The organism is Nonomuraea sp. KM88, from assembly GCF_052245635.1.
GTDB lineage: Bacteria > Actinomycetota > Actinomycetes > Streptosporangiales > Streptosporangiaceae > Nonomuraea.
In genome coordinates this window covers 130,255-153,221 of the sequence record NZ_JBQQCC010000015.1, presented here as the reverse complement: position 1 = coordinate 153,221, position 22,967 = coordinate 130,255, and the positions used below count along the sequence as shown (strand labels likewise).

The following is a 22,967-nucleotide window of genomic DNA, read 5'->3' as shown; positions in this document are numbered from 1 at the left end:
AACCATGCTCTCCACCACTTCGCGCACCACGCTCGGCCGTGCCAAAGAGCGCGGCAGCACCGACAGGAACGATCTCTACGAGGTGCTGGACACCGGGCTGGTCTGCCACCTGGGGGTGGTCGTCGACGACCACCCCATGGTCGTGCCGACCGGCTACGGGCGCATCGGTGAGACCCTCTACCTGCACGGCTCCACCGGCGCGCGGTCCCTACGGGCCGGTGACGGGAGCGAGGTGTGCGTCACGGTGACCCACCTGGACGGCATCGTGCTCGCCCGCTCGATCTTCAACCACTCCTTCAACTACCGCTCGGCGATCATCTACGGCCGCCCCCGGCTGGTGACCGACCCCGACGAGCGCATGGATGCGCTGCGGGCGCTGTCCGAACAGCTCGCGCCCGGCCAGTGGGACTACGCCCGCCTGCCCTCGCGCAAGGAGCTCGCCGCCACGGCCGTGCTCGCGCTGTCGCTGGAGGAGGCGTCGGTCAAGATCCGGCGCGGCGCGCCCAAGGACGAACCCGAGGACTACGAGCTGCCCGTGTGGGCCGGGGTGGTGCCCCTGGTCACGTCCCGGGGCGAGCCGGAGCCCGATCCGGTGCTCCCAGAAGGTATCGCCACACCTGTTCACGTCCTCTCGCGTGAGTAGTTCCATAAAGCAGGCGCACCTGGAAAACCTGACTGCTTGATCACGCGTCTCATCAGGTGGGCCGGCCCTGATGGGAGAGGCATATGCAGTGGAGCGCCCCCGGTTACACGGAGATCAAGCAGCTCGGGCAGGGTGCCGGCGGGCGGGTGACGCTGGCCGTCCATGACGAGACGGGCGTCGAGGTCGCCGTCAAATACCTGTCGACGCGGCTGCTGCACGATCCCGCCGCCCTGGCCAGGTTCCAGTCGGAGGCGCGGCTGCTGATCACGTTGCGCGACCCGCACATCGCCACGCTGTGGGAGTACATCCAGGACCTTCACGGCGCGGCCATCGTCATGGAGCTGGTCAACGGCGTCTCGCTGCGGGCGCTGTTGCGCGAGAACGGCACGACCGGGCCGGAGGCGGCGCTGGTCGTGCTGAAGGGCTCGCTGCTCGGCCTGGCCAAGGCGCACGCCCTCGGCCTGGTGCACCGGGACTACAAGCCGGAGAACGTGATCGTCCGCGACGACGGGGTGAGCAAGCTCGTCGACTTCGGCATCGCGGTACGCCAGGGCACGGTCGCGCGCACCGAGGGCACTCCTCCCTACATGGCGCCCGAGTTGTGGGAGGAGCGGCCCGCCTCCCCCGCCACCGACGTGTACGCGGCCACGGCCGTCTTCTTCGAGTGCCTGACCGGGCACCGTCCGTACCGGTCCACCGAGCCGAGCGTCCTGGGCTACCAGCACCTGTACGCCCCGGTGCCCGCCCACGACGTCACCGAGCCGGTGCGCGGGCTGATCAGCCGTGGCCTGGCCAAGGACCCGGCGCTGCGGCCGGCGAGCGCGTCGGCGTTCGTGGCCGAGGTGGAGGCCACCGCGAGGGCGGCGTACGGGGACGACTGGGAGGAGCGCGGCAGGCGGCGGCTGGCGGCGCTCGTCGCGCTGCTCGCCCTGCTGCTGCCCCGGCCGGAAACGCCCGCCCCCGAGGTCGGCACGTCGCTGGCCAGGACGGTGTTCCGCGGAACGGGCTCGAAAGCGAGCCGCGTGAGGATGCAGCCGGGAGCGGCCCGTGCAAGGGTGCTCCGCGGGATGCGCTCGAAGGCGGCCCGCGTGGTGGTGACCGCCGGCGTGGCGGCGGCGACGGCCGTGACGGTGGCGGTCGTGCTGGTCAACCGGCAGCCGCCACCGGCGCAGATCGGCGCGGCTGCGGCGGTGCCGCCGACGGAGCTCTCGACGGCACCGGTCTCCGGCGGGCCGGAGACGACGCCCGCGACGACCCCGGGGACACCCTCGGAGAGCACGGCCGGCACGCCGCCGGAGGGCACGCCGACGAGGGACGCGAGCACGCCCGAGGAGAGCGGCGCCCCGCCGCGCGCGACCACCGGCCCCGCGCGGACACCCCGCGCCACCACACCGGCACGAACCCCCGGCGCGACCGCGACGCCCGTGACGCCGGCGCGCAGTCCCGGCGCGACCACCACTCCGGTACGGACCCCGGACGCGTCCGGGTCCGCGCCGGGCGGGCCCACCGGCACCTCCACGCCGACGTCCGCACCGGCCACCTCGGTGCTGCGGGTCGGCGTGGGCGTTCTCGCGGTGGATGAGAAAGGGGTCGCCCGCGCCACGGTCACCCTGCGCACCAGCGGCACCGCCCCCGTCGTCGCCGTCGCGACCTGGCGGGCCCCCGGCACGGACGGTCATGTCCAGCACGTACGCCTGAGCGGCGACACGTCGTACACCCGCACGCTCACCTGGGCCATGGGAGAGCGCCCGTGCGGCGGCGCGCTCCGGCTGGCCGTCACCACGTCACCCGCGGCGGCCGGTGGCGCCGGGTCGGGCACGTTCTTCCTGCCGCCCTGCCCGACCGAGGTGACGGGCCTGCGCGTCTCGCTCGGCCTGCCCGCCGCGCCGGGCCGCACCGCGACCGCCCGGCTGCGGGTGAGCGCGAGCGGCACGGCGGAGATCCCCGTACGGGCTGAGTTCGCGGTCAACGGGGACCAGGTCGCCACCCGTTCCGCGAACCTGTCCGGCCGGACCTCGTACGCCCGCTCGCTCGCCCACACCTTCCGGTCACGCCCGTGCGGCGCGACGTTGTCGGTGACCGTGCGCGCGGGCGGCAGGACGGCAGGCGCGCGGGCCCGGGTCCCGTGCCCTCCGGCCGTGCGGCGGGTGTCGGTCCAGCGGGCCGCGGCGTCCGGCGACGGGCTGGCCGCGACGGTCGCGGTGGTCACGTCGGACACCCAGCGGGTACGCCTGGCCGTCTCGTTCGCGGCCGGCGGCGAACGCCTGGGCACCCGGACGGTCACCCTGTCCGGCGGCACCTCGTACACGAGAACGCTGCGCTTCCCCGCCAAGCTCCGCTGCGGCTCGACGTGGACGGTGACGGCCGCCACCGTGCCCGCGGCGGGCAACGGCGACGCCGGCGCCTCCGGTAGCACGCCGGAATGTCCCAAGGAGGAGCCGGAGGACGAGCCGAGCCAGAGCCCGAACGCGGAGTCACCCGGCACCATCAGGTGACAAAGCTGACATCTAGCGATATCAGTAGCGGGATTGTGGTTCCCTCTGGTTAAGCTACGGACCGTTTGATGAGGTGGGGGCCCGTACGACTCCGGAGGAGACCGCTATGCATGGTGATGGTCAGTGGGGGGTCCCTGGCTATGCCGCGGTTCGTGAGCTCGGGGCGGGCGCCGCCGGTCGCGTGGTCCTGGCCCGGCGCGACTACGACGGCGCCGAGGTGGCCATCAAATATCTCAGCGACGAGCTCCGCTCCGACGTCGGCTTCGTCGCCCGCTTCCGGCACGAGGCCCGGCTGCTCTCCACGCTGCAGAGCGCCTATCACGCCCGCCTCATCGACTACGTCGAGAGCGGCCAGGGCGCGGCGATCATCATGGAGCTCGTCAACGGGGTCTCCTTGCGCGAGCTCATCCGGTCCGAGGGCCCCACGGGCCCCGAGGCGGCGCTGACCGTGCTCAAGGGCTCGCTCAGGGGCCTGGCCTCGGCCCACGCGATCGGCGTCGTGCACCGCGACTTCAAGCCCGAGAACGTCATGGTCCAGAGCGACGGCACCAGCAAGCTGGTGGACTTCGGCATCGCGGTCAGGACGGGCCAGGGGGCGAGCCCCGCGGGCACGCCCCCGTACATGGCTCCTGAGCAGTGGTCGGGCGCGCCGGCGGGGCCCGCCACCGACGTCTACGCCGCCACCGTCGTCTTCTTCGAGTGCCTGACCGGCTCCCGCCCCTTCCGCGCGGCCAACGTGGCCGCGCTGGCCCACCAGCACCAGCGCGCCACCCCGCCGGTCGGCGACGTGCCCGAGCACCTGCGCGGCCTGGTCGAACGCGGCCTCGCCAAGGATCCGGCCGCGCGCCCGTCGTCGGCCGAGGCGTTCCTGGCCGAGCTGGAGACCGTCGCGGCCGGGGCGTACGGCCCCGACTGGGAAGAGCGCGGACGCCGCCGCCTGGCCGCCCTGGCCGGCATGCTGGTGCTGTTCTTCCCGACCGGGCTCGACGAGCCGGCCGAGACGGGCACGACGGTGGTCGAGACCCGCTTCCGCGACCCGTCGCGCCTCCTTCGCACGCTTCCCGCCAAGCTCGCCATCGGCGCCACCGCCGCCGTCGTGCTGGTCGCCGCGATCGTGCTCCTCGTCAACGCGGCCGAGGACAAACCCGTGTTGCAGGCGCAGCTCACCCTGGTCACGCCGGCCACGACCGAGCCGGGGGCACCGGAGCCCCCGATGACGGATGAGGAGCCGCCCTCACCGGAGGGGACCAGCCGTACGCCGGACGCCACGCCGTCCACGCCGGCTCCCACCGTGAGCGGCACGGCGCCAACCGCCCCGCCCAGCAACCGCCCGGCCACGCGGACGCGCACCCCGAAGCCCCGGCCCACGCCGACCCGGGTCAGGACTCCCCGCCAGAACAGGAAGCCGACCGCGACCCCGACCCCGACGCCGACCCCCGAGCGGCCGCGGCTCAGCGGCGACGTCCACGTGCCCGACGGTGACCGGCCGCCGTCGACGTCGCCCGACCCCACCCCGACGTCCGCGCCCACCTTCACCATCCCGACGAACCGGCCGACCGAGCCCACGCAACCGCCCGCCTCCGACGGGCCGGAAGGCGAGCAGCCGCCGGGGCCCGGGACACCGCCGCGCAGCGAGCCGGGAGACGACCGGCCCGCCGGTGACCTGCCGACCGCCGGGGAGCAGCCCCGGCAGGACGCCTCGGGCCAGGCGCAGGCCCTGCTGTTCGCGACCGGACTCGTGACGACGGGCACGCTTCCGGTCACACTTGCGGTGCGGCGCCGCACCCCGCGACGCCACGGAGGCAGGCGCTAGACACTCACAGGCGGGGGGTAACGGCGATGGACGACCCTGCGAACGGCCCCGGTAACGGAATCGCCGGCTTCCGGCTCACCCAGCACACCTGGGTGACCGAGCTCGGCAACTGGATCGACGCCATCTCCCCCGACGGCCGCAGGGCCGGGGCGCTGCTGTTCGATCCCAAGATCATCGTACTGCCCGGTGTCCGCGACCGGGTCGTCCAGTCGGTGATGACCGACCAGCGGCTCGTGCTCGCCGGCCTGACCGGGCTGATCCCGGTGGCCGACGTCGTGGCCACCGGCGAGCAGGTGTGGCTGCTCACCGCGCAGGCGGCCGGCCCCACCGTGGCCGACCTGCTCGCCTCGGGGCCGATCCCCGCCGACGGCGCGGCGGCCGTACTGGTGGAGACCGCCCAGACCCTGCTCGCGCTGCACGTGTCCGGGGTCACGCACGGCTCCGTGCATCCGCGCACGGTGGTGATCACGGCGGAGGGCGCCGCGCTGCTGTCGGAACGCGGCCTGTCCGACGCCGTCCGCGGCCAGGCCTCCCCACCCGCGCGGGACGCGACCGGCTGGGCGTCCCTGGCGCGCGGGCTGGCCGCCTCCTGCGAGCAGAGCACGCCGGAGGCCGCCGGGCTGTTCACCCGCGCCGCCACCTCGGCCACCACCCTCGGCCTGGCCGCCGCCAGGGACACGCTGGTCACCGGACGTTCGGCGCTGCCCGGCGGCACGGTCAGCAGGGACGCGCTGGCCCGGGCGGCCCGCGGCAGGTCGGCGTTCGCGCAGCCGCCCGCGCACGCGCGGGCGCCGGTCGTGCCGCGGGACGAGGGCGACGTCGTCACGCTGCTGCACGTGCCCGGCCGTTCCCCTGGGCCCGTGCGGTTCGGGCCGGGGGTGGGCACGGAGCCGCAGCGCCCGCAGACCACGGCCGAGCGGATCTGGCGGGACGGGCGCGGCGAACCCGCCGCGCGCCCGAAGCAGGCGGGCAGGGCCTCGCGAGCCCGGCGCCGGCGTACGATCCTGTCCACCGCGGTGTTCGCCGCAGTCATGGCGGGGGCGATCCTGGCCTGGTACAGGCTGGGCGGAACGCCCGGCCTGGCGATCACGTCGGTCGAGGTGACGGCGCCGGAGAAGACCCAGGGTTGCGACAGCTCCGTCCTGGTCACCGGCACGGTGGTCACCAACGGAGCGCCCGGCGAGATCGCCTTCGAATGGCGCAAGAGCCTGGACGAGGAGGTCGTCAAGGGGACGCTGCGCACCAGGGCCGGCGAGACGTCGTACGCGCTGCCGCTGCGCTGGAAGCTGCGGGGGAAGAGCACCGTCAAGGCCACGGCGACGCTGCGTGTCCTCACGCCGGGCCCCGTGCGATCGGGCGAGGCGACCTTCACCTACAAGTGCTGAGCGCCGGGGCCGGCTGCCAGGAGAGCTCTCACTCCCGGCTCGAAGGGGTCACGGGCCGATCGCCGTACCGGGAAGTCCGAGTTTCGCGTGAGAGAGGACTAATCTGGCGAACATGACCACGCAGACCCCCGCGGGGTGGTACCCGGACCCCTATGGAGAGCCCCGGCTGCGCTGGTGGGACGGCAGCCAGTGGACCGACGCCACCCACGCGCAGGAGCCGGCCGCCGGCGCCCCCCAGCAGCCGGTCACCGGGCCCCAGGCGCACGGCCCCGATCTCCAGCCGCCCGGTTTCGAGCCCCCGTCGCAGGGTCCGGGGCTCAGGTCACCCGGTTCCGGACCGCAGCCGGACCCTGGCTGGTCGGCGACGCCGGCCAACCCCACGCTGCAGTACGGCGGGCCGACGTACGGGCAGTCAGCCTACGGCCAGCCCGCGCCGCCCGCGCAGCAGTGGGGCGGCGTTCCGCTGCCGGGGCCCGGCCACGGCCCGCCGCCCAGGCAGGGCAATCCGATGCCGTGGGTGTTCGGCGGGCTGGCGGCACTCGTGGTGGTCGCGCTGATCGTGGTCGGAGGCGTCGTCCTCGTCAACCGCGGCGGCACCGAACCCATGGCCGGCCCGTCGCCCACCGACACGTTCCAGCCGGACCCGCCCACCAACGATCCCCCGTCGAACCAGCCGCCGCCCAGCCAGGGCGCCGTCGAGCTCCCGCAACCGGTGAGCGGCCGCGTCACCGACCCGCAGGCCGGGGTCTCCTTCGAGGCGCCCGACGACTGGACGGTGCCCGAGTCCAGCGCCATCAACGGCCCCGACCCCGCCCAGCAGAAGTGGTCGAGCGGGGTGCAGAAGGTCTCGCACGAGAACTACGAAGGCGACGGCGACTGGATCGGCAACGTCTACGCGGGCGTGCTCAACCCGATCTACCCCTACACCGGCGCCTCCCGTCTGGGTGACACGGCCAAGGCCGTCTTCATGAACTTCGGCAGGTACTACCGGCTCGCGCACGAGAGCAAGATCGTCGAGGACAAGGCGATGAAGATCGGCGACAGTGACGCCTGGATCCTGCAGTTCGAGCTCGACTTCAGCAAGGTGTCGGAGGAGAACGACTACAAGTGGAAGAAGGAGAACGGCGCTATCGTGCTCATGGACCGCGGCGACGGCCGGCGGCCGGCCATCGTCTACGTCTCCGTCCCCGACAATCTGGGCACCGATGTGGTGGGTGACGTCATCGACTCGCTCAAGCCCGCATGACCGGTGGCACTAGGCTGGTGGGGGTAACAAGCGGGCGGATTGCTCCGAGCCGCTGTGCGAGGAGAGCGAATGAGTGACTTGCTGGTCTGGATCGACTGCGAGATGACCGGGCTCGACCTCGGGCGCGACGCGCTCGTCGAGGTGGCGTGCGTCATCACCGACAGCGAGCTCCGGCAGCTGGACGAAGGCGTCGACGTGGTCATCAAGCCGCCGCCCGAATCGCTGGAGCAGATGTCGGAGGTCGTGCGCGAGATGCACACCGCCTCCGGGCTGCTTCCCGAGCTGCCGGGCGGCGTGACGCTGGCGGAGGCCGAGTCCCTCGTGCTCGACTACATCCGCCGCCACGTGCCCGAGCCGAAGAAGGCGCCGCTGTGCGGCAACTCCATCGGCACGGACCGCACGTTCATCGCCCGCGACATGCCCGGGGTCGATGCCTATTTGCACTACCGGATGGTGGACGTTTCGTCGATCAAGGAACTGGTCCGCCGGTGGTATCCCCGGGTCTACTTCGCCGCCCCGGAAAAGCAGGGCGGACACCGTGCTCTGGCGGATATCAAGGAGAGCATCAGGGAGCTTCGCTACTACCGCGCGGCGATCTTCGTGGCCCAGCCGGGGCCCGATTCTGCCACCGCGAGATCGCTTGCCGAGCGTGTCGGAGACTAAACCAGTGGCGTAAAGACTCCCGAACACCGCTACACTTTTCTTGTGCCACCGCGCAGCGGCGGCCATGGTGGGTGTAGCTCAGCTGGTAGAGCGCCAGGTTGTGGTCCTGGATGTCGAGGGTTCAAGTCCCTTCACTCACCCTGAACGAACGGCCGGTCCTTCGGGACCGGCCGTCGTCGTTTTCTTCCAACAACGCCCCCAAATCCTGACAATGCGAGTTATGCTCGCTGTCTACCGCTAACGCCGGAGCACGGGGGCCATCGGCGATCTGACCGTCTGCGCGCCCCCGGAGGCCGGATGAGAGTCGACGACGCAGCGTTCGATAGCGTGTTCACGTCCTTGAGCAAACGCGAAGCCGAGGTCATGGACCTGATCGCCACTGGCCAGTCCAACGGTCAGATCGCGCAGCGCCTGTTCCTCAGCGAGAAGACGGTGAAAAACCACGTCAACCGTATCTACGCGAAGCTCGGCGTCAGCTCACGCGTCACCGCCATCGGGTTGTGGCAGTCACGCCAGAAGTAGCCGTCCGCGCCCGGGAACGCCCACCGGAACGGCTTCGCCGGTGGGCCGTGCCCCTGCGCCCCTGACCTCCTGACCGGCCGCGCCGCACGGCTGCGGCGCGCCCATGCTCCCCGGCCGGGTTCGTCGCACCCGCCCTTGGCCGATCCGCCCCTTGAGGCCACGTCCCGGCGGCCGCGCAGGAGGAGCGCTCTTCTCCCCGTGGTGGTTTAAAAGCCGCTGTCGGTGCCATAGGGATGCATGACGCCGTTTCGCGGGGAGAGGACTGTCATGACGAGGAGACCACGAGTCATCGTCGTAGGAGCCGGCTTCGCCGGTCTGAACGCGACCCGGGAACTGGCCAAGGGCGGCGCGCTGGTAACGCTCGTCGACCGCAACCCCTACTCGACCTTCCAGCCGCTGCTCTACCAGGTGGCCACGGCGGGGATGGGAACGGCCGACGTGTCCTATCCGATCAGGACGTTCGCGGCCAGGTGGCCGAACGTGCGGGCCCGCCGGGCGGCGGTGAGCAAGGTGCTGCCCGCGGAGCGGCGGGTGGAGTTCGAGGACGGCAGCGGGCTCGACTACGACTACCTCGTGCTGGCCACGGGCGTCACCACCAACTGGCTGAACGTGCCGGGCGCGCCGGAGAACGCGTTGCCGATCTACTCCCTCGGTGACGCGGCGGCGCTGCGCCGGCGGCTCCAGCACTACCTGGAGGACACCGCGGCGGGCCGGCGCGAGAGCACGCACGTCGTGGTGGTGGGTGCGGGCGCGACCGGCGTCGAGATGGCGGGCACGCTGGCCGAGCTGCGCCGGCACACGACGCCGCTGACGCATCCCGAGCTCCGCCCCGACCAGACCAGCGTGACGCTCGTCGAACGGTTCGACTTCGTGTTGTCGCCGTACAAGCCGCGGCTACGCGACGCGGCGGCCGAGGCGCTGCGCAGGAGAGGGGTGCAGCTGCGCCTGGGGGCGACGGTGGCGTCCGTGGAACCGGACGCCGTGGTGCTGGAGGACGGCACGCGGCTGCCGAGCGACGTGACCGTGTGGGCGCTCGGCGTCGCCGCGCCCAAGCAGGTGTCCGACTGGGGCCTGCCGCAGGGCAAGGGCGGCCGGGTGACGCTGACGGAGGCGCTGAACGTGCGCGACCACCCCGAGATCTTCGTGGCCGGCGATCTGTCGGGGCAGCCGGACCCGCTGCCCCAGCTCGCCCAGCCGGCGATCCAGATGGGCAAGCACGTGGGCAGGCAGATCCTGGCCGCCGCGCACGGCAGGCCGCTGCGGCGCTTCTCCTACCGTGACCCGGGCATCATGGCCACCGTCGGCAAGGCGGAGGCGGTGCTCCAGCTGTCCAACGGGATGACCATGCGCGGGCTGCCCGCCTGGCTGGTGTGGATCTTCGTGCACGTGGCGTACCTGCTGGGCGGGCGCAACCGGGTCAACGTGCTGATCAACTTCTTCTGGCGCTACCTCGGGCCGCGCCGCACCGCCACCAGCGTCACGCAGTGACGGCGCTCAGAGCACCGCGGCCAGTGCCGTCATGCCGTGGTCGATGTCGCTCTCCAGGATGTTCAGCGCCGGCCGGAGGCGTACGGAGCGGGGGCCGCACGGCAGCACCACCACCCCCTGCTCCTCCCTGAGCCTGGCCACCAGCGCGTCGCGGGCGGCCCTGTCGGGCAGGTCGAACGCGCACATGAGACCCCGGCCGCGCACGTTCGCCATGGTCTCGGGGTGCTCGGCCTCCAGCTTGGTGAGGCGTTCGAGCAGCACGGTGCCCAGGGTGGCGGCGCGCTGGATCAGGCCGTCGCGCTCGACGATCTCGAGGATGCCCCGGCTGCGCACCATGTCCACCAGGCCGCCGCCCCAGGTGGAGTTGATGCGGCCGCTCAGCTGGAACACGTTGTCCGGCACCGCGTCCACCCTGCGACCGGCCATGATCCCGCCGACCTGGACCTTCTTGGCGAACGCCACCACGTCGGGCTCCAGTCCGAGCTGCTGGTAGGCCCACGGCGTCCCGGTCGTCCCGCCGCCGGTCTGCACCTCGTCGAGGATGAGCAGGGCGTCGTACTCGTGGCACAGGCGCTGCATGGCCTGGAGGAACTCCGGTCGCATGTGGTTGTCGCCGCCTTCGCCCTGGACCGGCTCGGCGATGAAGCAGGCGATGTCGTGGGGGTGGCGTTCGAACGCCTCCCTGGCCTGGGCGAGGGCGCGCTGCTCGGCCGCCTCGACGTCGCCGAAGTGGATGGCGGGCACGTCGATGCGCGGCCAGTCGAACATGGGGAACCGGTCGGTCTTGCCCGGCTCGGTGTTGGTCAGGCTGAGGGTGTAGCCGCTGCGGCCGTGGAAGGCCTTGGTCAGGTGCAGAACCTTGGTGCCGAGGTCGCGTGAGCGGCCCTCGGCCTCGTTGCGGCGGCTCTTCCAGTCGAAGGCCGTCTTGAGCGCGTTCTCGACGGCGAGGGCGCCGCCTTCGACGAAGAACAGGTGCGGGAGCGCGGGGTCGCCGAGCACGCGGACGAAGGTGTCGACGAAGTCGGCGAGGTGCTCGGTGTAGATGTCGGGGTTGGCCGGCTTGTTGCGGGCGACCTGGCCGAGGAGCTGGGTGAAGTCGGCGTCGAAGGGCGGGTTCACGCCGAGGGGGGCGGAGGCGAAGAAGGTGTAGAAGTCGAGGTAGCGGCGGCCGTCGCGGGCGTCGACGAGCCAGGAGCCGCGGCTGAGCTCCAGGTCGAGCACCAGGCGGTAGCCGTCGACGAGCAGGTGGTGGGCAAGGCGGGTGTGCACGTCCATGGCGCCTCCACGTAGGGTCGTACGTTCCTTTCGAGGAACGCCTTCTCACACATAAAATTTACGGCACACGTGGACTGGAAGTGAAGTTCTTCACGCGAAGCGCCAGAGCGACCTCGGCGATGCCATACAGGATGGCGAAGATGCCGAGGAGCCAGACGAGGCTGAGCAGGCCCGGCCCAGGCCAGATGAGCAGCAGGACGCCGAAGATCACCGACAGGATGCCGCCGACGATGAGCATCCACTCGTTCTCGATGTCCTTGCGCAGCTGGATCCCGGCGATGGCCTCGGCGACGCCGGCGACGATGGCCCAGAAGGCCACGACGTAGAGCAGGGCGATGGAGGTGATCCCCGGCCAGGCGAACGCCACCACGCCGGCCACGATGCCGACGATTCCGGAGATGAGCAGCCAGATCCGCGACCCGGCGCCGTGACGGAAGGCGGACAGCAGCGCGAACACCCCGTTCACCAGGACGTACGCGGCGAAGAAGATCACCAGCACGAGCAACGTCATGCCCGGCCAGATGAGCGCCAGGAAACCGAAGACGATGGCCGCGAGGCCACGGATCAGCAACATCCACCATGAACTTGCGATATCACCCATACTGGTCTGTTTTCCGAGAAACACTTGAGAACAGACCAGCACCGGGTCAAATGTCAGTGACCCGGCCGCCGTCGCCGGCCACGGGTCACCGCCGCGCTCACCCGTGCGAGTAGACCACGATCGAGACCGCGATGTACTGCACCAGGTAGGCGGCGACGGTGCAGGCGTGGAAGACCTCGTGGAAGCCGAACCAGCGGGGCGCCGGGTCGGGACGGCGCAGGCCGTACACGATCGCTCCGGCCGAGTAGAACACGCCGCCGACGGCCACCAGCACGACGGCGGCCACGCCCGCGCCCTGCAGCAACTGCGGCATCACGAAGATCGCGGTCCAGCCCAGCGCCAGGTAGAGGACCGTGTAGAGCCAGCGCGGGGCGCTCATCCAGAACACCCGGAACAGCACGCCGGCCAGCGCTCCGCCCCAGATGACGGAGAGCACCGCGACCCTGGCCACCCCGTCGAGCGCCAGCAGGGCGAAGGGCGTGTAGGTGCCGGCGATGATCAGATAGATGTTGGCGTGGTCGAACCTGCGCAGGAACTCCGCCAGGCGGGGACCCAGCGTGCTGCGGTGGTAGGTGGCCGAGATGCCGAACAGCAGGGCCGAGGTGATCGCGTAGACGGCGGAGGCCAGGCGGGCCTGCAGGGTCGGGCCGAGCGCCACGAGCACGAACCCCGCGACCAGCGTGACGGGCAATGCTCCGGTGTGCAACCAGCCCCGCAGCCGTGGCTTGACGGTGAGGGTCGTCATGGGAACCTACGGTACCGTAGGTTTGTTCCCTCACGCGGCCGGCCCCTCAGCTCAGAGGCAACAGAGGTCACAGCCCGTTGAGGAGCCGGGCCGCTATGGGGACGGCCGCCCGGCGCCCCGATCCCCCATGCCGGACGAACACGCAGAAGGCCAGGTCATCGCGGTAACCGATGAACCATCCGTGTGGCCCCTCGCCGTCCACGGCCTCGGCCGTGCCCGTCTTGCCCGCCACGCCCTCGGGCAGCCCGGCCTCACTGGCCGTGCCGTGATCGACCACGGCGGCCATCATGTCGCGCAGCGCGCTCACGACCGCCTGGTCCATGGGCACGTCGTCGTGCGGCGGACCGTCGATGCGGCGTACCAGCTCCTTCGACAGCAGCCGGGGCGAGCGCCAGACGCCGCTCTGCACGGCGGCGGCCAGCGTGGCCATGCACAGCGGGGTGGCGACCACCTCACCCTGGCCGATCGCGTCCGCGGCGAACATGTCGAGATCGTCGGTGTCGGGCATGGCGCCGCAGGTCCCGCCGATGCCGGTCGCGATGGGCCGGCCGAACCCCCACAGGTCCGCGGTCTCGCGCAGCGCGCCGGCGTCGATCCTGGTGGTGGCCTGCTGGACGAAGGTCGTGTTGCACGAGTGGGCGAACGCGTCGGCGAAGCTGACGACGCCGCGGTCCACCTGGCCGTCGTTCTGGAAGGCGCGGTGGAACGGGATGGTGTACGTGCCGGGACACTCGACCTGGGCCGACGGGTCGAGCCCCGACTTCAGCAGCGCGGCCGCGGTGATCGTCTTGAAGACGGAGCCGGGCGGGAAGACGTCCCGTACGGCGCTGTAGTTGTTCCTGAGGCGGTCGGCCAGCGCCAGGATCTCGCCGGTGCTCGGCCGGATGACGATGACCGCCGAGTCGTCCACCCCGTCCAGAGCCCTGGCGGCCGCCGCCTGGACCGGGCGCGACAGGGTGGTGCGCTCGACGTTCGCCTCGGGCGCGCGGGCCAGCACCCGCCTGGCGGGCCGGCCCGGGACCCTGGACACCAGCTCCCAGCCGTGATGGGCGGTCTCGAACTCGGGTTTGAGCGGATCGAGGTACGCCTCCGCGTAGCTGTCGTTGGGGATCTTGTGGCCCTCTCTGGTGACCAGTTCGGCCGCCGGCGCCTCGACCTCGCCCAGCTCCAGCGTGCCGCCGTCCTTGAGCAGGGGGTGCAGCGTCTCGGGCGCCCACAACACCTTCCAGGCCCGCTCGCGCACGCCGAGCCGTAACACGCCGGTGAACGGCCACGCCCCGAGCTCGGCGAGCCGGCGCACCCCCGAGAACGACACCTCGGCACTCTCGTCGCCCGCGCTCTTCACCTGGCCGGGAGTGAGCTGGATGGACTCGACGTGCAACTCCTCCGTCAGCGCGTAGTGCCGCTGGGAGAAGTCGGGGGGCGGCCGGTGCACCAGGCGGACCATGCCCAGGACGTCGCCCTCGCGCCACGCCGTGAAATACGCCGCGGCGGTCTCGGACGCGCTCCCCCGGACCCGGCTCGACGCCATCACGGCGAACGCACCCGCACCGAGCACCGCGACAAGAGCGACAACGAGCACCATCAGTCTTCTTCGTCGCATACGGTTCTCCCAGGAGGGATCAGCGTGGCACGTGGACAGCGGGAACCGATGCCCGGCCTTTATCCGGTGACGTTCGGCGAGATCGAACTTCTCCGGGATCTGGACAGGCAGGACGGCTGGGTGCTGTCCAAGGATGGCGTACCTCAGTCGTACGTAGACCTACAAGACCCGACATTTCTGGAATTCGAGTATGTCCGGCTCATGGCGGACGTGATCGACCTCCTGGCGGAAGGGCCGCTGAGCTGCCTCCACGTGGGCGGCGGCGCCTGCACGATCCCCCGTTACGTCGCCGCCACCCGCCCCGGCTCCCGCCACATCGTCATCGAGCCCGACGGCCTGCTGGTCAACCTCGTACGCGAGCAGCTGAACCTCCGGTCCGTCCCGAAACTGAAGGTCATCGTCGACGGAGGCCGCGCGGGCACCGCCAAGATCTGGGACGCCTCGGCCGACCTGGTGGTGCTGGACGCCTTCTCCGGCGCGACGATGCCGGTGGAGCTGGCCACGACCGAGTACATGGGCGACATCGCGCGCGTCCTCCGCCCGTCGGGCACCCTGCTGATCAACCTGGCCGACGGCACGGGCCTGGCGTTCGCCCGGCGCCTGCTGGCCACCGTGACGGCCACCTTCGGCCACGTGGCCCTGATGGCCGAGCCGGGGATCATGCGCGGCCGCCGCTTCGGCAACCTCATCGTGGCCGCGTCCCGCACCGCGCTCCCGCTCGACCTGCTGAGCCGCAGGGCGGCCGGGGGCCTGACGCAGGCGCGCTGCGTGCACGGCGAGGCGCTGACCAACTTCGTCGCCGGGGCCGCCCCCATCAACGACGGCGACCCCGTCCTGGCGCCCATCCCCCCACCCGCCGTCTTCGGCTGATCCCGAACCACCCCGCCCGCACGCGCCCCGCTCCGGGCGGGGCCGACCTGTGCCCGGAAATCCCTCTCGCCCTCTTGCTCAAAAAGTGATATCACTTAGATAGCAACGTGAAATCGGCAGAGAAGGAGACCGGCCATGAGCGGCACAACAGGCGGGGTCGCAGTCGAAGGGGCCGTCATCGACATGCCGGCGCCGCGCACGAGCGAGCGCCCGGTCCGGGCGGCCAACGGGTTCGTGATGGCCGGCGTGTCCACGCTGGTCACGCTCGCGGGGGTGGCCCTGCTCGTCGTGGCCATCGCCATGCTCGCCTCGAGGGCAGGGCAGGGCGGCGTGTGGCTGCTCGTGGCGTCCGTGCTGGCGATCCTCATCGGCATCGTGCTGTCCTTCGGGCTCACCGCGGTGACCCCGGGTGAGGCCAGGGTCGTGCAGCTGCTCGGCCGCTACGTCGGCACCCTGCGCACGCCCGGCCTGCAGTGGGTCAACCCGATCACCCTGCGGCGGCGGGTGTCCACCAGGATCCGCAACCATGAGACGGACGTGACGAAGGTCAACGACGCGGACGGCAGCCCCATCCAGATCGCGACCGTCGTGGTCTGGCAGGTGGAGGACACGGCGCAGGCGGTCTTCGAGGTGGACGACTTCGTGGAGTTCGTCGCCATCCAGGCGGAGACGGCGGTGCGCCACATCGCGGGCAGCTACCCGTACGACTCGCACGGCGAGCCGCGGTTGTCCCTGCGCGACAACGCCGACGAGATCAACGAGAAGCTGTCCGCGGAGATCTCGATCAGGGTGGCCGCGGCCGGGGTGAAGGTCATCGAGTCCCGCATCATCCACCTGGCCTACGCGCCGGAGATCGCCCACGCGATGTTGCGCCGCCAGCAGGCCGGCGCGGTGGTGGCGGCCCGCCAGCGGATCGTCGAAGGAGCGGTCGGCATGGTCGAGACGGCGCTGGCCAAGCTCGCCGAGCACGAGGTGGTCGAGCTGGACGAGGAGCGCAAGGCCGCCATGGTGAGCAACCTGCTCGTGGTACTGGTCGGCGATCGTGACACCCAGCCGATCGTGAACACCGGAACGCTCTACCAGTAAACGTCGTGGAACGGAAGAAGATCCTCCTGCGGCTCGACCCGGTGGTCCACGACGCGCTGGCCAGGTGGGCTTCCGACGACCTGCGCAGCACCAACTCGCAGATCGAGTTCCTGCTGCGCAGGGCCTTGTCGGAGGCCGGGCGCCTGCCCGACGGCGTGGGTCGGATGCGGCCCCGCGGACGCCCCCGGAAGAACCAGGAAAGCCAGGAGGAAACCCAGGAGGACAAGGAGCCGCCGGATGAAGACGGAGATACAGGTGAAGCGGGATGAGTCCCTGCCGAGGTCGGCGTTCCTGCTCGCCTTCGACCTGCGCAAGGAACGACTGGCCAACCGCGGCGAGCTGGGCTACCTGCTGCGCGCGGCGGCGCTGGCCGAGCTGCTGGTGGCCGGCAACCTGACGGACGACGCGGGCATGGCACGGGCGGTCATCGCCCCCGTCGACCCCGGCCCGCTCCAGGCGGCCGTGTGGGAGCAGATCTCCAACTCCCCACCCAAGTCGTGGCGGCAGTGGATCCGCAAGGACCGCGCGGACGCGTTCCGCCTCGTCCGCGACGAGCTGGAGGCCGCCCGGCTCATCCGGGTGGAGCGGCGGCGGGTGCTGCTGTTCCCCGTCGAGCGGATCACGCCGCGAAGGCCGTACCTGTCGCGCAAGCTCGCCGAGCGCGTCAGCAGGGCCGCGCTCGGCGGCCGGCCCGTGAGCCGCCTCGACCAGGACGTCCGGATCCTGGCGGCCCTCGCGGCGGCGGCCAGGCTGAAGATCATGCCGCCGGCGCGGGAGCAACGCCACCACGGCAGGAGACGGATCGAGCAACTGTCGGAGCCGGTCGAACCGGTGGCCACCGCGCTGCGCAAGGCCGTGCAGGCCGCTCACGCCAGCAGCGAGGGCTGAGCGGGGGCAGCACGCTACGACGGGTCGGGTCCCAGGTAGGCGAGGACGGCGGCCACCCTGCGGTGCACGTCCCCGCTGTTCTCCAGGCCGAGTTTGGTGAAGATGGCGTTGACGTTCTTCTCCACCGACGAGATCGACAGGTGCAGGGCCCGGGCGATGGCCGAGTTCGAGCGGCCGTGCGCCATCTCCCGCAGCACGTCGCGCTCGCGGCCGGTCAGCTCCTCCCGCTGGCCGCGCACGTCACGCCTGGCCAGCAGGCCCTCCACCACCTTCGGGTCGATGACCGAGCCGCCCGAGGCCACCGCGTTGATCGCGCCGAGCAGCTCGTCCAGATCCCCCACCCGGTCCTTCAGCAGGTAGGCGTAGCCCTCGGTGCCGTGCTTGAACAGCTCGAACGCGAACAGCGCGTCCGCGAACTGCGACAACACCACCACCCCGACGCCCGGGTGGGCGGAGCGGATGCGGTGGGCGGCGTCGATGCCCTCGAAGCCCGGCCGCCACTCCCCTCCCGGCATGCGGATGTCGGTGATCACGACGTCGGGGCCGAGCCGGCGTACGGCGTCGAGGAGTTCGTCGGCGTTGCCCACCGCGCCCACGACCGCCACCTCGCCCGACATCTCGAGCAGCCGGCGGGTGCCCTCGCGCACCAGATAGTGGTCGTCGGCCACGACCGTGCGGATCGGCTCACTCATCGACCGGCACCCACGCGTTCACCCGTGTCCCCTTCCCCGGCTCGCTGCCGACGGCGAGGCCGCCGCCGAGGGCGTCCAGCCGGTCCGACAACGTCGCCAGTCCCCTGCGCCGCGTGAGCGCGGCGTCGAAGCCCTTCCCGTCGTCAGTGACGGCGGCGGTCAGGCGGCCGCCCGCCCGCGACAGGCGTACGTCTATGGTCGCGGCCTTCGCGTGCTTGAGCGCGTTGGCCACGGCCTCGCTCACCGTGAAGTACATCGCACCTTCTATCTCGTCGGTGAAGCGCCTCGACCGCAGGTCCGGGGACGAGGTCACCGTCGTGCGCACGGGCAGGCGCGAGCAGCGCTCCTCGACGGCCTCCACCAGGCCGCCCTGGCTGAGGGACGACGGGTGGATGCCGGCCGCCAGCTCGCGCAGGTCGGCGAGCGTCTGGCGGGCCTGCTCGCGCAGGTGGGCGAGCATGTCGGCGCCCGCTCCCGTGGCGCGGGCCAGCTCGATGCCGGCGATGAGGGCGACGAGCTGCTGCTGGACGCCGTCGTGGATGTTGCGTTCGATGCGGCGGCGTTCGGCCTCCTGCGCGTTGACCAGCCGGGTGACCAGCCCGGCGCTCTGGATCGCCAGGCCCGCGGGCACGGCCAGCGCCTCCAGGAGCCGCCGGTCCTGGGCGGTCAGCGGTCCGGCGTCCCTGGGGCCGCATTCGATGTGCCCGAGACCGCCGCGTACCGGCATCGTCAGGGCGGCCGGGCCCTCCGCCCGGCCCGCCACCACGCGGGTCCCGTCGGCGAGCGTCACGGCCGCCCATTCGAGCTCCAGCCCGGCGCGCACCGCGGCGGCCAGCCGGCCGAGCTGCTCCACCGGCTCCGGCGTGTCCTCCAGCGCGGTGCCCAGGTTCGACAGCATCTCGCCGACCGTCGGCCGCACGTCGAACACCAGGTGCAGGCGCGACCCCCTGATGCCGAACCGGATGTCGAGCAACCGGTGCCGCACGATCGCCACCCCGAGGGCGGCGGGAAGGGATCCGACCAGCGCAAGGCCCGCGATCGCCGTGAGGGTCGGCGTGCTCAGCCCGAGAAGGAAGAGCGACGTCAGCACGCCGCCCGCCGCGGTCGCGGCGACGCCCGCGACCATGCACGCGTACTGCCCGCGCTCGGGCGGCTCGCTGCGCCGCCAGCGGAGCACCAGGCCGCAGAACACGACCCCCGCGATGACCCACGTGACGAACTGCCCGAAGCCGCCCACCGACGCCGCGACCAGGCGGTCAGCCGGCAAGGACGTCATCGCCGGGCTGCCGGGATCCAGCCCGGCCATCGCCGTGCCGATGCCGTGCACGGCGATCGCGATGCCCGAGATCCACGGGACGGCCCGCCAGCGCCTCGAGGGCAGCCGGCCGTCGGGGAACAGCAGCGGGACGAAGATCCAGGTCAGCCCGTAGAACAGCGCGTACGCGACGGTGGACACGTGGTTGAACAGTCCCGCGGGGGCGCCGGAAGCGGTCAGCCCCACGCCGAGCGTGCCGATCCCCAGCGACAGGCCGGCCGCGAGCAGGACCCAGCCGTAGCGGATCTCCGGACGTCTGAACGCCAGCAACCAGCCCACGGCGGGCAGCATCAGGACGATCATGATGGACACCAGCGCCACCAGTGAGGAGGGCCAGCCTCCCACCAGCGACATGCCCGCCACGATCCCCATGGCCGAGGCCACCGCGAGCAGCCCGGCCACCAGCCTGGATGTCATAAGCCTCCATCGTCATGGGGGATCGGGAGGGCGTCTATGAGGTTATCCGCATATTTCCTACGGACAGCCTCACCTGCGAGAACGGCGGTCCACCTGGTGGCCCGCAACCCCGCGCTCCGGTTCGCTGGTGATACGCCGAAGTCGAGGTCGAAGGAGCCCCCTCATGAACATCCCGTCGAAGCCCACCCGGGTTCTGGCGACTGCCGCGGTCGCGGTCTCCATGACGGCCTGCGTGAACCAGCCCATTTCCGCTGGGGCCGCGAGCGTCCCGGCAGCCACCGTGCCGGCGACCGCCGTCGCCGCGCCCGGAATCCCTGACACACCCGCAGGCAAGCAGCTGGCCTGGCTGCTCGACGCGTTGGCCTCCCCGCCGGTCCCGGAAGCGGAGATCGGCAAGCACTTCGCCTCCGACTTCCTCAAGGGAACCCCGGCCAAGGTCATCAACCAGGTCCTGACGAGTTTCAAGGGCATGCGGCTGGAGAAGGTCACGACGTCGAGGGAGGACGCGCTGATCGCCCTGGCGACCGAGGGCGAGTGGCGACACGAGATCTCGCTGTCGGTGGACACCGCCGGGCTGATCAACGGCCTGCTGTTCCGTGCGCCCGCCCCCAAGAGCTGGGCGGAACTGGACGAGCGGCTGAAGAAGGCGGCGCCGCAGGCCGGTTTCCTCGCGGCCGAGGTGGCCAAGAACGGGAACTGCCGCCCCGTGCACGCCATCGCCCGCGACAGGAAGCGCCCGCTGGGCTCGATCTTCAAGCTGTACGTGCTCGGCACCGTGGCCCAGCGCATCAAGGCCGGCGCGTTCAGCTGGGACACCGAGCTCACCATCACCCCCGAGCTGAAGAGCCTGCCCAGCGGCGAGCTCCAGGACCGGCCCGACGGCAGCAAGGTCACCGTGATGGAGGCCGCCAAGCTGATGATCTCCATCAGCGACAACACGGCCACCGACCTGCTGATCCACAAGGTGGGCCGCAAGGCGGTCGAGCGCACCATGCGCGCCTGGGGCGCCACCGACAAGCGCAACTTCCCGCTGCTCAAAACGCGGGAACTGTTCGTGCTCAAGGGCGCCGACTATCCCCGCCACGCCAAGAGGTACCTGTCGCTGAGCACCGCGAAGAAGCGGGACTACCTGGAGAAGGTCGTCGCCGAGGTCCCGCTGACCCGCGTCAAGGCCTGGACCAAGCCGCGTGAGCTGGACACGATCGAGTACTTCGCCTCGCCCTCCGACATCTGCCGTGCCCAGGCCCAGCTGATCAAGATGGACGACAAGCAGGTCGACAAGGCCATGTCGGTCCCCGCCTCGGCGCTCGGGCTCGACCCGAAGCAGTGGCCGACGGTGTGGTACAAGGGCGGCTCGGAGCCGGGCGTGCACGACCAGAGCTTCCTGGCTCGCACCTCCGCCGGGAAGACGTACGTCGTGACCTCGATGGCGGTCAACCCGAAGGCGGCGTTCGACGACGGGAAGCTGGGCGCCGAGCTGACCGCCCTGGCCCGCGGCGCCTTCCCCCTGGCCGACGGCTCCTGAGCACGCGGCTGCGGAACCGGACCGGGGCCTCACGCGCCATGCGTGTGAGGCCCCGGTCCGGCGACTTCGCGCAGGCGGCGCGGCTTACAGGAAGCCGTCCCCGTCGAAGAGGTCTCCCATTTCGACGGTGTTGCCGAGGTTGACGGAGGGACCCGCCTGGTCGGCCACGGTGGAGTTGGACACGATGACCGCGGCGCTGGAGCCCGTTCCGATGCTGTTGCCGACCTCGGTCGCGGTGTTGCCGACGATCTGGGAGTTCCTGACCGAGATGGTGCCCTGGGTGTAGACGGCGCCTCCCTTGGCGGCGGAACTGCCGGTGATGACGCTGTCCTGCAACGTCAGGGCACCGCCGGTGTCGACGAGGATCGCGCCGCCGTTCGCGCCGTTGACCCGGCCGTTACGGAGAGTGACCCGGTTGAGGGTGAGCTTGCCTCCGCGCTTCACCTGGAAGAAGCGGAAGGCCGAGGCGTACGCCGCCCTTTCGATGGTCGCGCCGTTGCCGTTGACCGTGACATCCGCCCTGATCACCGGCAGCCCGTTGGCGCCGTTGTCGGCGTTCGCCAAGCGATAGACGCAGCCGGCCTGCAGGTCCAGAGTCCCGCCGACGGTGTTGGCCCTCTCGATCGCGCGCTTCAACGCGGCAGCCGAGCAGGTGACGGGGGCCGCGACGGCGGGAGTGGCGACGGGCCCGAGAGCCGCCCCCGCCAGGGCGACGACCGTGCAGACTTTGGACGTGAATCGCATGTGGACTCCTGTGTTTTGCGAAAAGCCTGGTGGCTGTGACCGGCTCGGACAGGAACCAGGGGGCCTGACGCGCTCTTCACGCCCACCGTCGGGCCCAGGTCGGGTCGCCGCAGGAGCACGGCATGGGCATGCGGTGTGTGCCGGCGGGCGGGTGAGAGGGTACGACTCGCCGGTTCCATCACCGAACGTAATCGACCGTGCCGAGCGTGTAACGCTACGACGCGCACAACTCCGCCAAGGACTCGTCACCCTACGGGAAAGCGGCCGGCACACGGCGTCGGCCCGCCTCCTGAGCGTTCGGGAGGCGGGCCGAGAGAGAAATCGGGACGTGTCACACCTTGGCGAGCGTCAGGCAGGCGACGCGGTCACCCGCCATGCCGGCCTCGGACCCCTTGGGCGTGGTGGGCTTGGAGTGGATGACCAGCGAGCTCGGCAGCTTGTCGGGGTCGAGCGCCCAGTCGTTGCGGGCCGTCGAGCGACCGGCCCCCTCGCCGTCGGTGCGGATGTCGAGCCAGACCTCGCTCTCCGGATTGATCTTGCCCGGGTTGTGCTGGAAGTGCGGACCGGAGTCGTCGGGCTTCTTCCCGCACGGCTTGGTGTGCAGGTGGACGCCGTAGCGCCGGTCGGGCAGCAGGCCCTCCGCGACGAGCGAGGTCGTGGTCTCGTCTCCTGACGACTCGACGGTGACGCTGGCCTGGGCGCCCTTCGGGGCGAGCTTGCGGTCGTAGGCGATGGCCGAGGTGTCGTCGTCGGTGAACTCGCCGGAACCGGACAACGTGATCGCGCTCTCCGGGCTCTTGGCGGCCTCGGGACCGGCCGCGTTCTGGACCGGGGCGGGCGGACCCGCGCAGGCTCCGGCGCAGGCGACGGCGAGCAGGACGAGCGGAAGTTTGGACACGCGCATGAGACCCCCATGGTTCGAGCCCCTCCGGCATGAGGGCTCCGAGAGGC

21 protein-coding genes and 1 tRNA gene are annotated in these 22,967 nt (G+C 71.5%); 14 read left to right on the top strand and 8 right to left on the bottom strand.

The features are described 5' to 3' along the window. Positions 1–4: 4 nt before the first annotated feature. The 9 genes from ACTWPV_RS36030 (at position 5) to ACTWPV_RS35990 (ending at position 10,255) form a co-directional block, all read left to right on the top strand. The gene (locus tag ACTWPV_RS36030; protein ID WP_443155199.1) at positions 5–643 is read left to right on the top strand and encodes a pyridoxamine 5'-phosphate oxidase family protein; all 639 of its coding nucleotides are present in this window, start codon (positions 5–7) and stop codon (positions 641–643) included. A gap of 83 nt (positions 644–726) precedes the next feature. Further along, the gene (locus tag ACTWPV_RS36025; RefSeq protein WP_443155198.1) at positions 727–3,138 is read left to right on the top strand and encodes a protein kinase domain-containing protein; all 2,412 of its coding nucleotides are present in this window, start codon (positions 727–729) and stop codon (positions 3,136–3,138) included. A 106-nt stretch (positions 3,139–3,244) separates the two neighbouring features. After that, positions 3,245–4,951, top strand: coding sequence for a serine/threonine-protein kinase (locus tag ACTWPV_RS36020; protein ID WP_347647167.1), 1,707 nt, complete (start codon positions 3,245–3,247; stop codon positions 4,949–4,951). Between the two features lie 26 nt (positions 4,952–4,977). Continuing rightward, complete coding sequence (locus ACTWPV_RS36015; protein ID WP_443155197.1) at positions 4,978–6,336, top strand: hypothetical protein; 1,359 nt, start codon at positions 4,978–4,980, stop codon at positions 6,334–6,336. A 112-nt stretch (positions 6,337–6,448) separates the two neighbouring features. Beyond that, positions 6,449–7,582, top strand: coding sequence for a DUF2510 domain-containing protein (locus tag ACTWPV_RS36010; protein ID WP_443155196.1), 1,134 nt, complete (start codon positions 6,449–6,451; stop codon positions 7,580–7,582). A 69-nt stretch (positions 7,583–7,651) separates the two neighbouring features. After that, entirely contained in the window at positions 7,652–8,245 is a 594-nt protein-coding gene (gene orn / locus ACTWPV_RS36005; RefSeq protein WP_347618763.1) for an oligoribonuclease, read from the top strand. Positions 8,246–8,312: 67 nt separating this feature from the next. Then, positions 8,313–8,385: transfer RNA gene (locus tag ACTWPV_RS36000), tRNA-His, on the top strand. A 157-nt stretch (positions 8,386–8,542) separates the two neighbouring features. Beyond that, entirely contained in the window at positions 8,543–8,767 is a 225-nt protein-coding gene (locus tag ACTWPV_RS35995; protein ID WP_132601090.1) for a helix-turn-helix domain-containing protein, read from the top strand. 267 nt (positions 8,768–9,034) lie between these two features. Beyond that, positions 9,035–10,255, top strand: a complete 1,221-nt coding sequence (locus ACTWPV_RS35990) for an NAD(P)/FAD-dependent oxidoreductase (protein ID WP_443155195.1) — start codon at positions 9,035–9,037, stop codon at positions 10,253–10,255. Between the two features lie 6 nt (positions 10,256–10,261). Here ACTWPV_RS35990 and lat read toward each other — a convergent pair whose 3' ends face one another. From lat to ACTWPV_RS35970, 4 genes are all read right to left on the bottom strand, one after another. Beyond that, a complete protein-coding gene (lat, locus tag ACTWPV_RS35985) occupies positions 10,262–11,530 on the bottom strand; it encodes an L-lysine 6-transaminase (protein ID WP_443155194.1) in 1,269 nt (422 codons plus the stop codon). A 58-nt stretch (positions 11,531–11,588) separates the two neighbouring features. After that, positions 11,589–12,104: an HdeD family acid-resistance protein gene (locus tag ACTWPV_RS35980; protein ID WP_443155193.1), complete on the bottom strand. Its 516-nt coding sequence runs from the start codon at positions 12,102–12,104 to the stop codon at positions 11,589–11,591. A gap of 124 nt (positions 12,105–12,228) precedes the next feature. After that, entirely contained in the window at positions 12,229–12,876 is a 648-nt protein-coding gene (trhA, locus tag ACTWPV_RS35975) for a PAQR family membrane homeostasis protein TrhA (protein WP_347647161.1), read from the bottom strand. 67 nt (positions 12,877–12,943) lie between these two features. After that, on the bottom strand, positions 12,944–14,461 hold the full coding sequence (locus ACTWPV_RS35970) for a penicillin-binding transpeptidase domain-containing protein (RefSeq protein ID WP_443155192.1): 1,518 nt from the start codon (positions 14,459–14,461) through the stop codon (positions 12,944–12,946). Positions 14,462–14,503: 42 nt separating this feature from the next. Between ACTWPV_RS35970 and ACTWPV_RS35965 the strand changes: the two genes are divergently transcribed. The 4 genes from ACTWPV_RS35965 (at position 14,504) to ACTWPV_RS35950 (ending at position 17,323) form a co-directional block, all read left to right on the top strand. Further along, positions 14,504–15,349, top strand: a complete 846-nt coding sequence (locus ACTWPV_RS35965) for a spermidine synthase (protein ID WP_443155191.1) — start codon at positions 14,504–14,506, stop codon at positions 15,347–15,349. A 135-nt stretch (positions 15,350–15,484) separates the two neighbouring features. Then, positions 15,485–16,435, top strand: a complete 951-nt coding sequence (locus tag ACTWPV_RS35960) for an SPFH domain-containing protein (RefSeq protein WP_443155190.1) — start codon at positions 15,485–15,487, stop codon at positions 16,433–16,435. Between the two features lie 5 nt (positions 16,436–16,440). Further along, positions 16,441–16,704 carry a hypothetical protein gene (locus ACTWPV_RS35955; RefSeq protein ID WP_347647157.1) on the top strand — a complete coding sequence of 88 codons (264 nt, stop codon included), beginning with the start codon at positions 16,441–16,443 and terminating at the stop codon, positions 16,702–16,704. Further along, positions 16,673–17,323 (top strand): GPP34 family phosphoprotein, encoded by a 651-nt coding sequence (locus ACTWPV_RS35950; protein WP_347647156.1) that lies wholly within the window; start codon positions 16,673–16,675, stop codon positions 17,321–17,323. Before ACTWPV_RS35955 ends, ACTWPV_RS35950 begins: the two co-directional genes overlap by 32 nt. A 14-nt stretch (positions 17,324–17,337) precedes the next feature. Here the strand turns inward: ACTWPV_RS35950 and ACTWPV_RS35945 are convergent, their stop codons facing one another. Both ACTWPV_RS35945 and ACTWPV_RS35940 read right to left on the bottom strand, forming a co-directional pair. Further along, the gene (locus tag ACTWPV_RS35945; RefSeq protein ID WP_347775824.1) at positions 17,338–18,015 is read right to left on the bottom strand and encodes a response regulator transcription factor; all 678 of its coding nucleotides are present in this window, start codon (positions 18,013–18,015) and stop codon (positions 17,338–17,340) included. Then, positions 18,008–19,747, bottom strand: a complete 1,740-nt coding sequence (locus tag ACTWPV_RS35940) for a sensor histidine kinase (RefSeq protein ID WP_443155189.1) — start codon at positions 19,745–19,747, stop codon at positions 18,008–18,010. The genes ACTWPV_RS35945 and ACTWPV_RS35940 overlap by 8 nt, the downstream gene beginning before the upstream one ends. Before the next feature lie 163 nt (positions 19,748–19,910). On the opposite strand from ACTWPV_RS35940, the gene ACTWPV_RS35935 reads away from it, so the two are divergent. After that, a complete protein-coding gene (locus tag ACTWPV_RS35935) occupies positions 19,911–21,272 on the top strand; it encodes a serine hydrolase (RefSeq protein ID WP_443155188.1) in 1,362 nt (453 codons plus the stop codon). A gap of 84 nt (positions 21,273–21,356) precedes the next feature. Here the strand turns inward: ACTWPV_RS35935 and ACTWPV_RS35930 are convergent, their stop codons facing one another. Next, on the bottom strand, positions 21,357–22,016 hold the full coding sequence (locus tag ACTWPV_RS35930) for a hypothetical protein (RefSeq protein ID WP_443155187.1): 660 nt from the start codon (positions 22,014–22,016) through the stop codon (positions 21,357–21,359). A 331-nt stretch (positions 22,017–22,347) separates the two neighbouring features. Further along, complete coding sequence (locus ACTWPV_RS35925; protein ID WP_443155186.1) at positions 22,348–22,914, bottom strand: superoxide dismutase family protein; 567 nt, start codon at positions 22,912–22,914, stop codon at positions 22,348–22,350. Positions 22,915–22,967 lie beyond the last annotated feature (53 nt).

Excerpts from the sequence above, each read along its gene's own strand:
- ACTWPV_RS36015 (WP_443155197.1), top strand. The coding sequence starts at position 4,978 with ATGGACGACCCTGCGAACGGCCCCGGTAACGGAATCGCCGGCTTCCGG.
- ACTWPV_RS35930 (WP_443155187.1), bottom strand. The coding sequence starts at position 22,016 with ATGCGATTCACGTCCAAAGTCTGCACGGTCGTCGCCCTGGCGGGGGCG.
- trhA (WP_347647161.1), bottom strand. The coding sequence starts at position 12,876 with ATGACGACCCTCACCGTCAAGCCACGGCTGCGGGGCTGGTTGCACACC.
- ACTWPV_RS35960 (WP_443155190.1), top strand. The coding sequence starts at position 15,485 with ATGAGCGGCACAACAGGCGGGGTCGCAGTCGAAGGGGCCGTCATCGAC.
- orn (WP_347618763.1), top strand. The coding sequence starts at position 7,652 with ATGAGTGACTTGCTGGTCTGGATCGACTGCGAGATGACCGGGCTCGAC.
- ACTWPV_RS36025 (WP_443155198.1), top strand. The coding sequence starts at position 727 with ATGCAGTGGAGCGCCCCCGGTTACACGGAGATCAAGCAGCTCGGGCAG.
- ACTWPV_RS36030 (WP_443155199.1), top strand. The coding sequence starts at position 5 with ATGCTCTCCACCACTTCGCGCACCACGCTCGGCCGTGCCAAAGAGCGC.
- ACTWPV_RS35940 (WP_443155189.1), bottom strand. The coding sequence starts at position 19,747 with ATGACATCCAGGCTGGTGGCCGGGCTGCTCGCGGTGGCCTCGGCCATG.
- ACTWPV_RS36020 (WP_347647167.1), top strand. The coding sequence starts at position 3,245 with ATGCATGGTGATGGTCAGTGGGGGGTCCCTGGCTATGCCGCGGTTCGT.
- ACTWPV_RS35950 (WP_347647156.1), top strand. The coding sequence starts at position 16,673 with ATGAAGACGGAGATACAGGTGAAGCGGGATGAGTCCCTGCCGAGGTCG.
- ACTWPV_RS35945 (WP_347775824.1), bottom strand. The coding sequence starts at position 18,015 with ATGAGTGAGCCGATCCGCACGGTCGTGGCCGACGACCACTATCTGGTG.
- lat (WP_443155194.1), bottom strand. The coding sequence starts at position 11,530 with ATGGACGTGCACACCCGCCTTGCCCACCACCTGCTCGTCGACGGCTAC.
- ACTWPV_RS36010 (WP_443155196.1), top strand. The coding sequence starts at position 6,449 with ATGACCACGCAGACCCCCGCGGGGTGGTACCCGGACCCCTATGGAGAG.
- ACTWPV_RS35970 (WP_443155192.1), bottom strand. The coding sequence starts at position 14,461 with ATGGTGCTCGTTGTCGCTCTTGTCGCGGTGCTCGGTGCGGGTGCGTTC.
- ACTWPV_RS35990 (WP_443155195.1), top strand. The coding sequence starts at position 9,035 with ATGACGAGGAGACCACGAGTCATCGTCGTAGGAGCCGGCTTCGCCGGT.
- ACTWPV_RS35995 (WP_132601090.1), top strand. The coding sequence starts at position 8,543 with ATGAGAGTCGACGACGCAGCGTTCGATAGCGTGTTCACGTCCTTGAGC.
- ACTWPV_RS35935 (WP_443155188.1), top strand. The coding sequence starts at position 19,911 with ATGAACATCCCGTCGAAGCCCACCCGGGTTCTGGCGACTGCCGCGGTC.
- ACTWPV_RS35980 (WP_443155193.1), bottom strand. The coding sequence starts at position 12,104 with ATGTTGCTGATCCGTGGCCTCGCGGCCATCGTCTTCGGTTTCCTGGCG.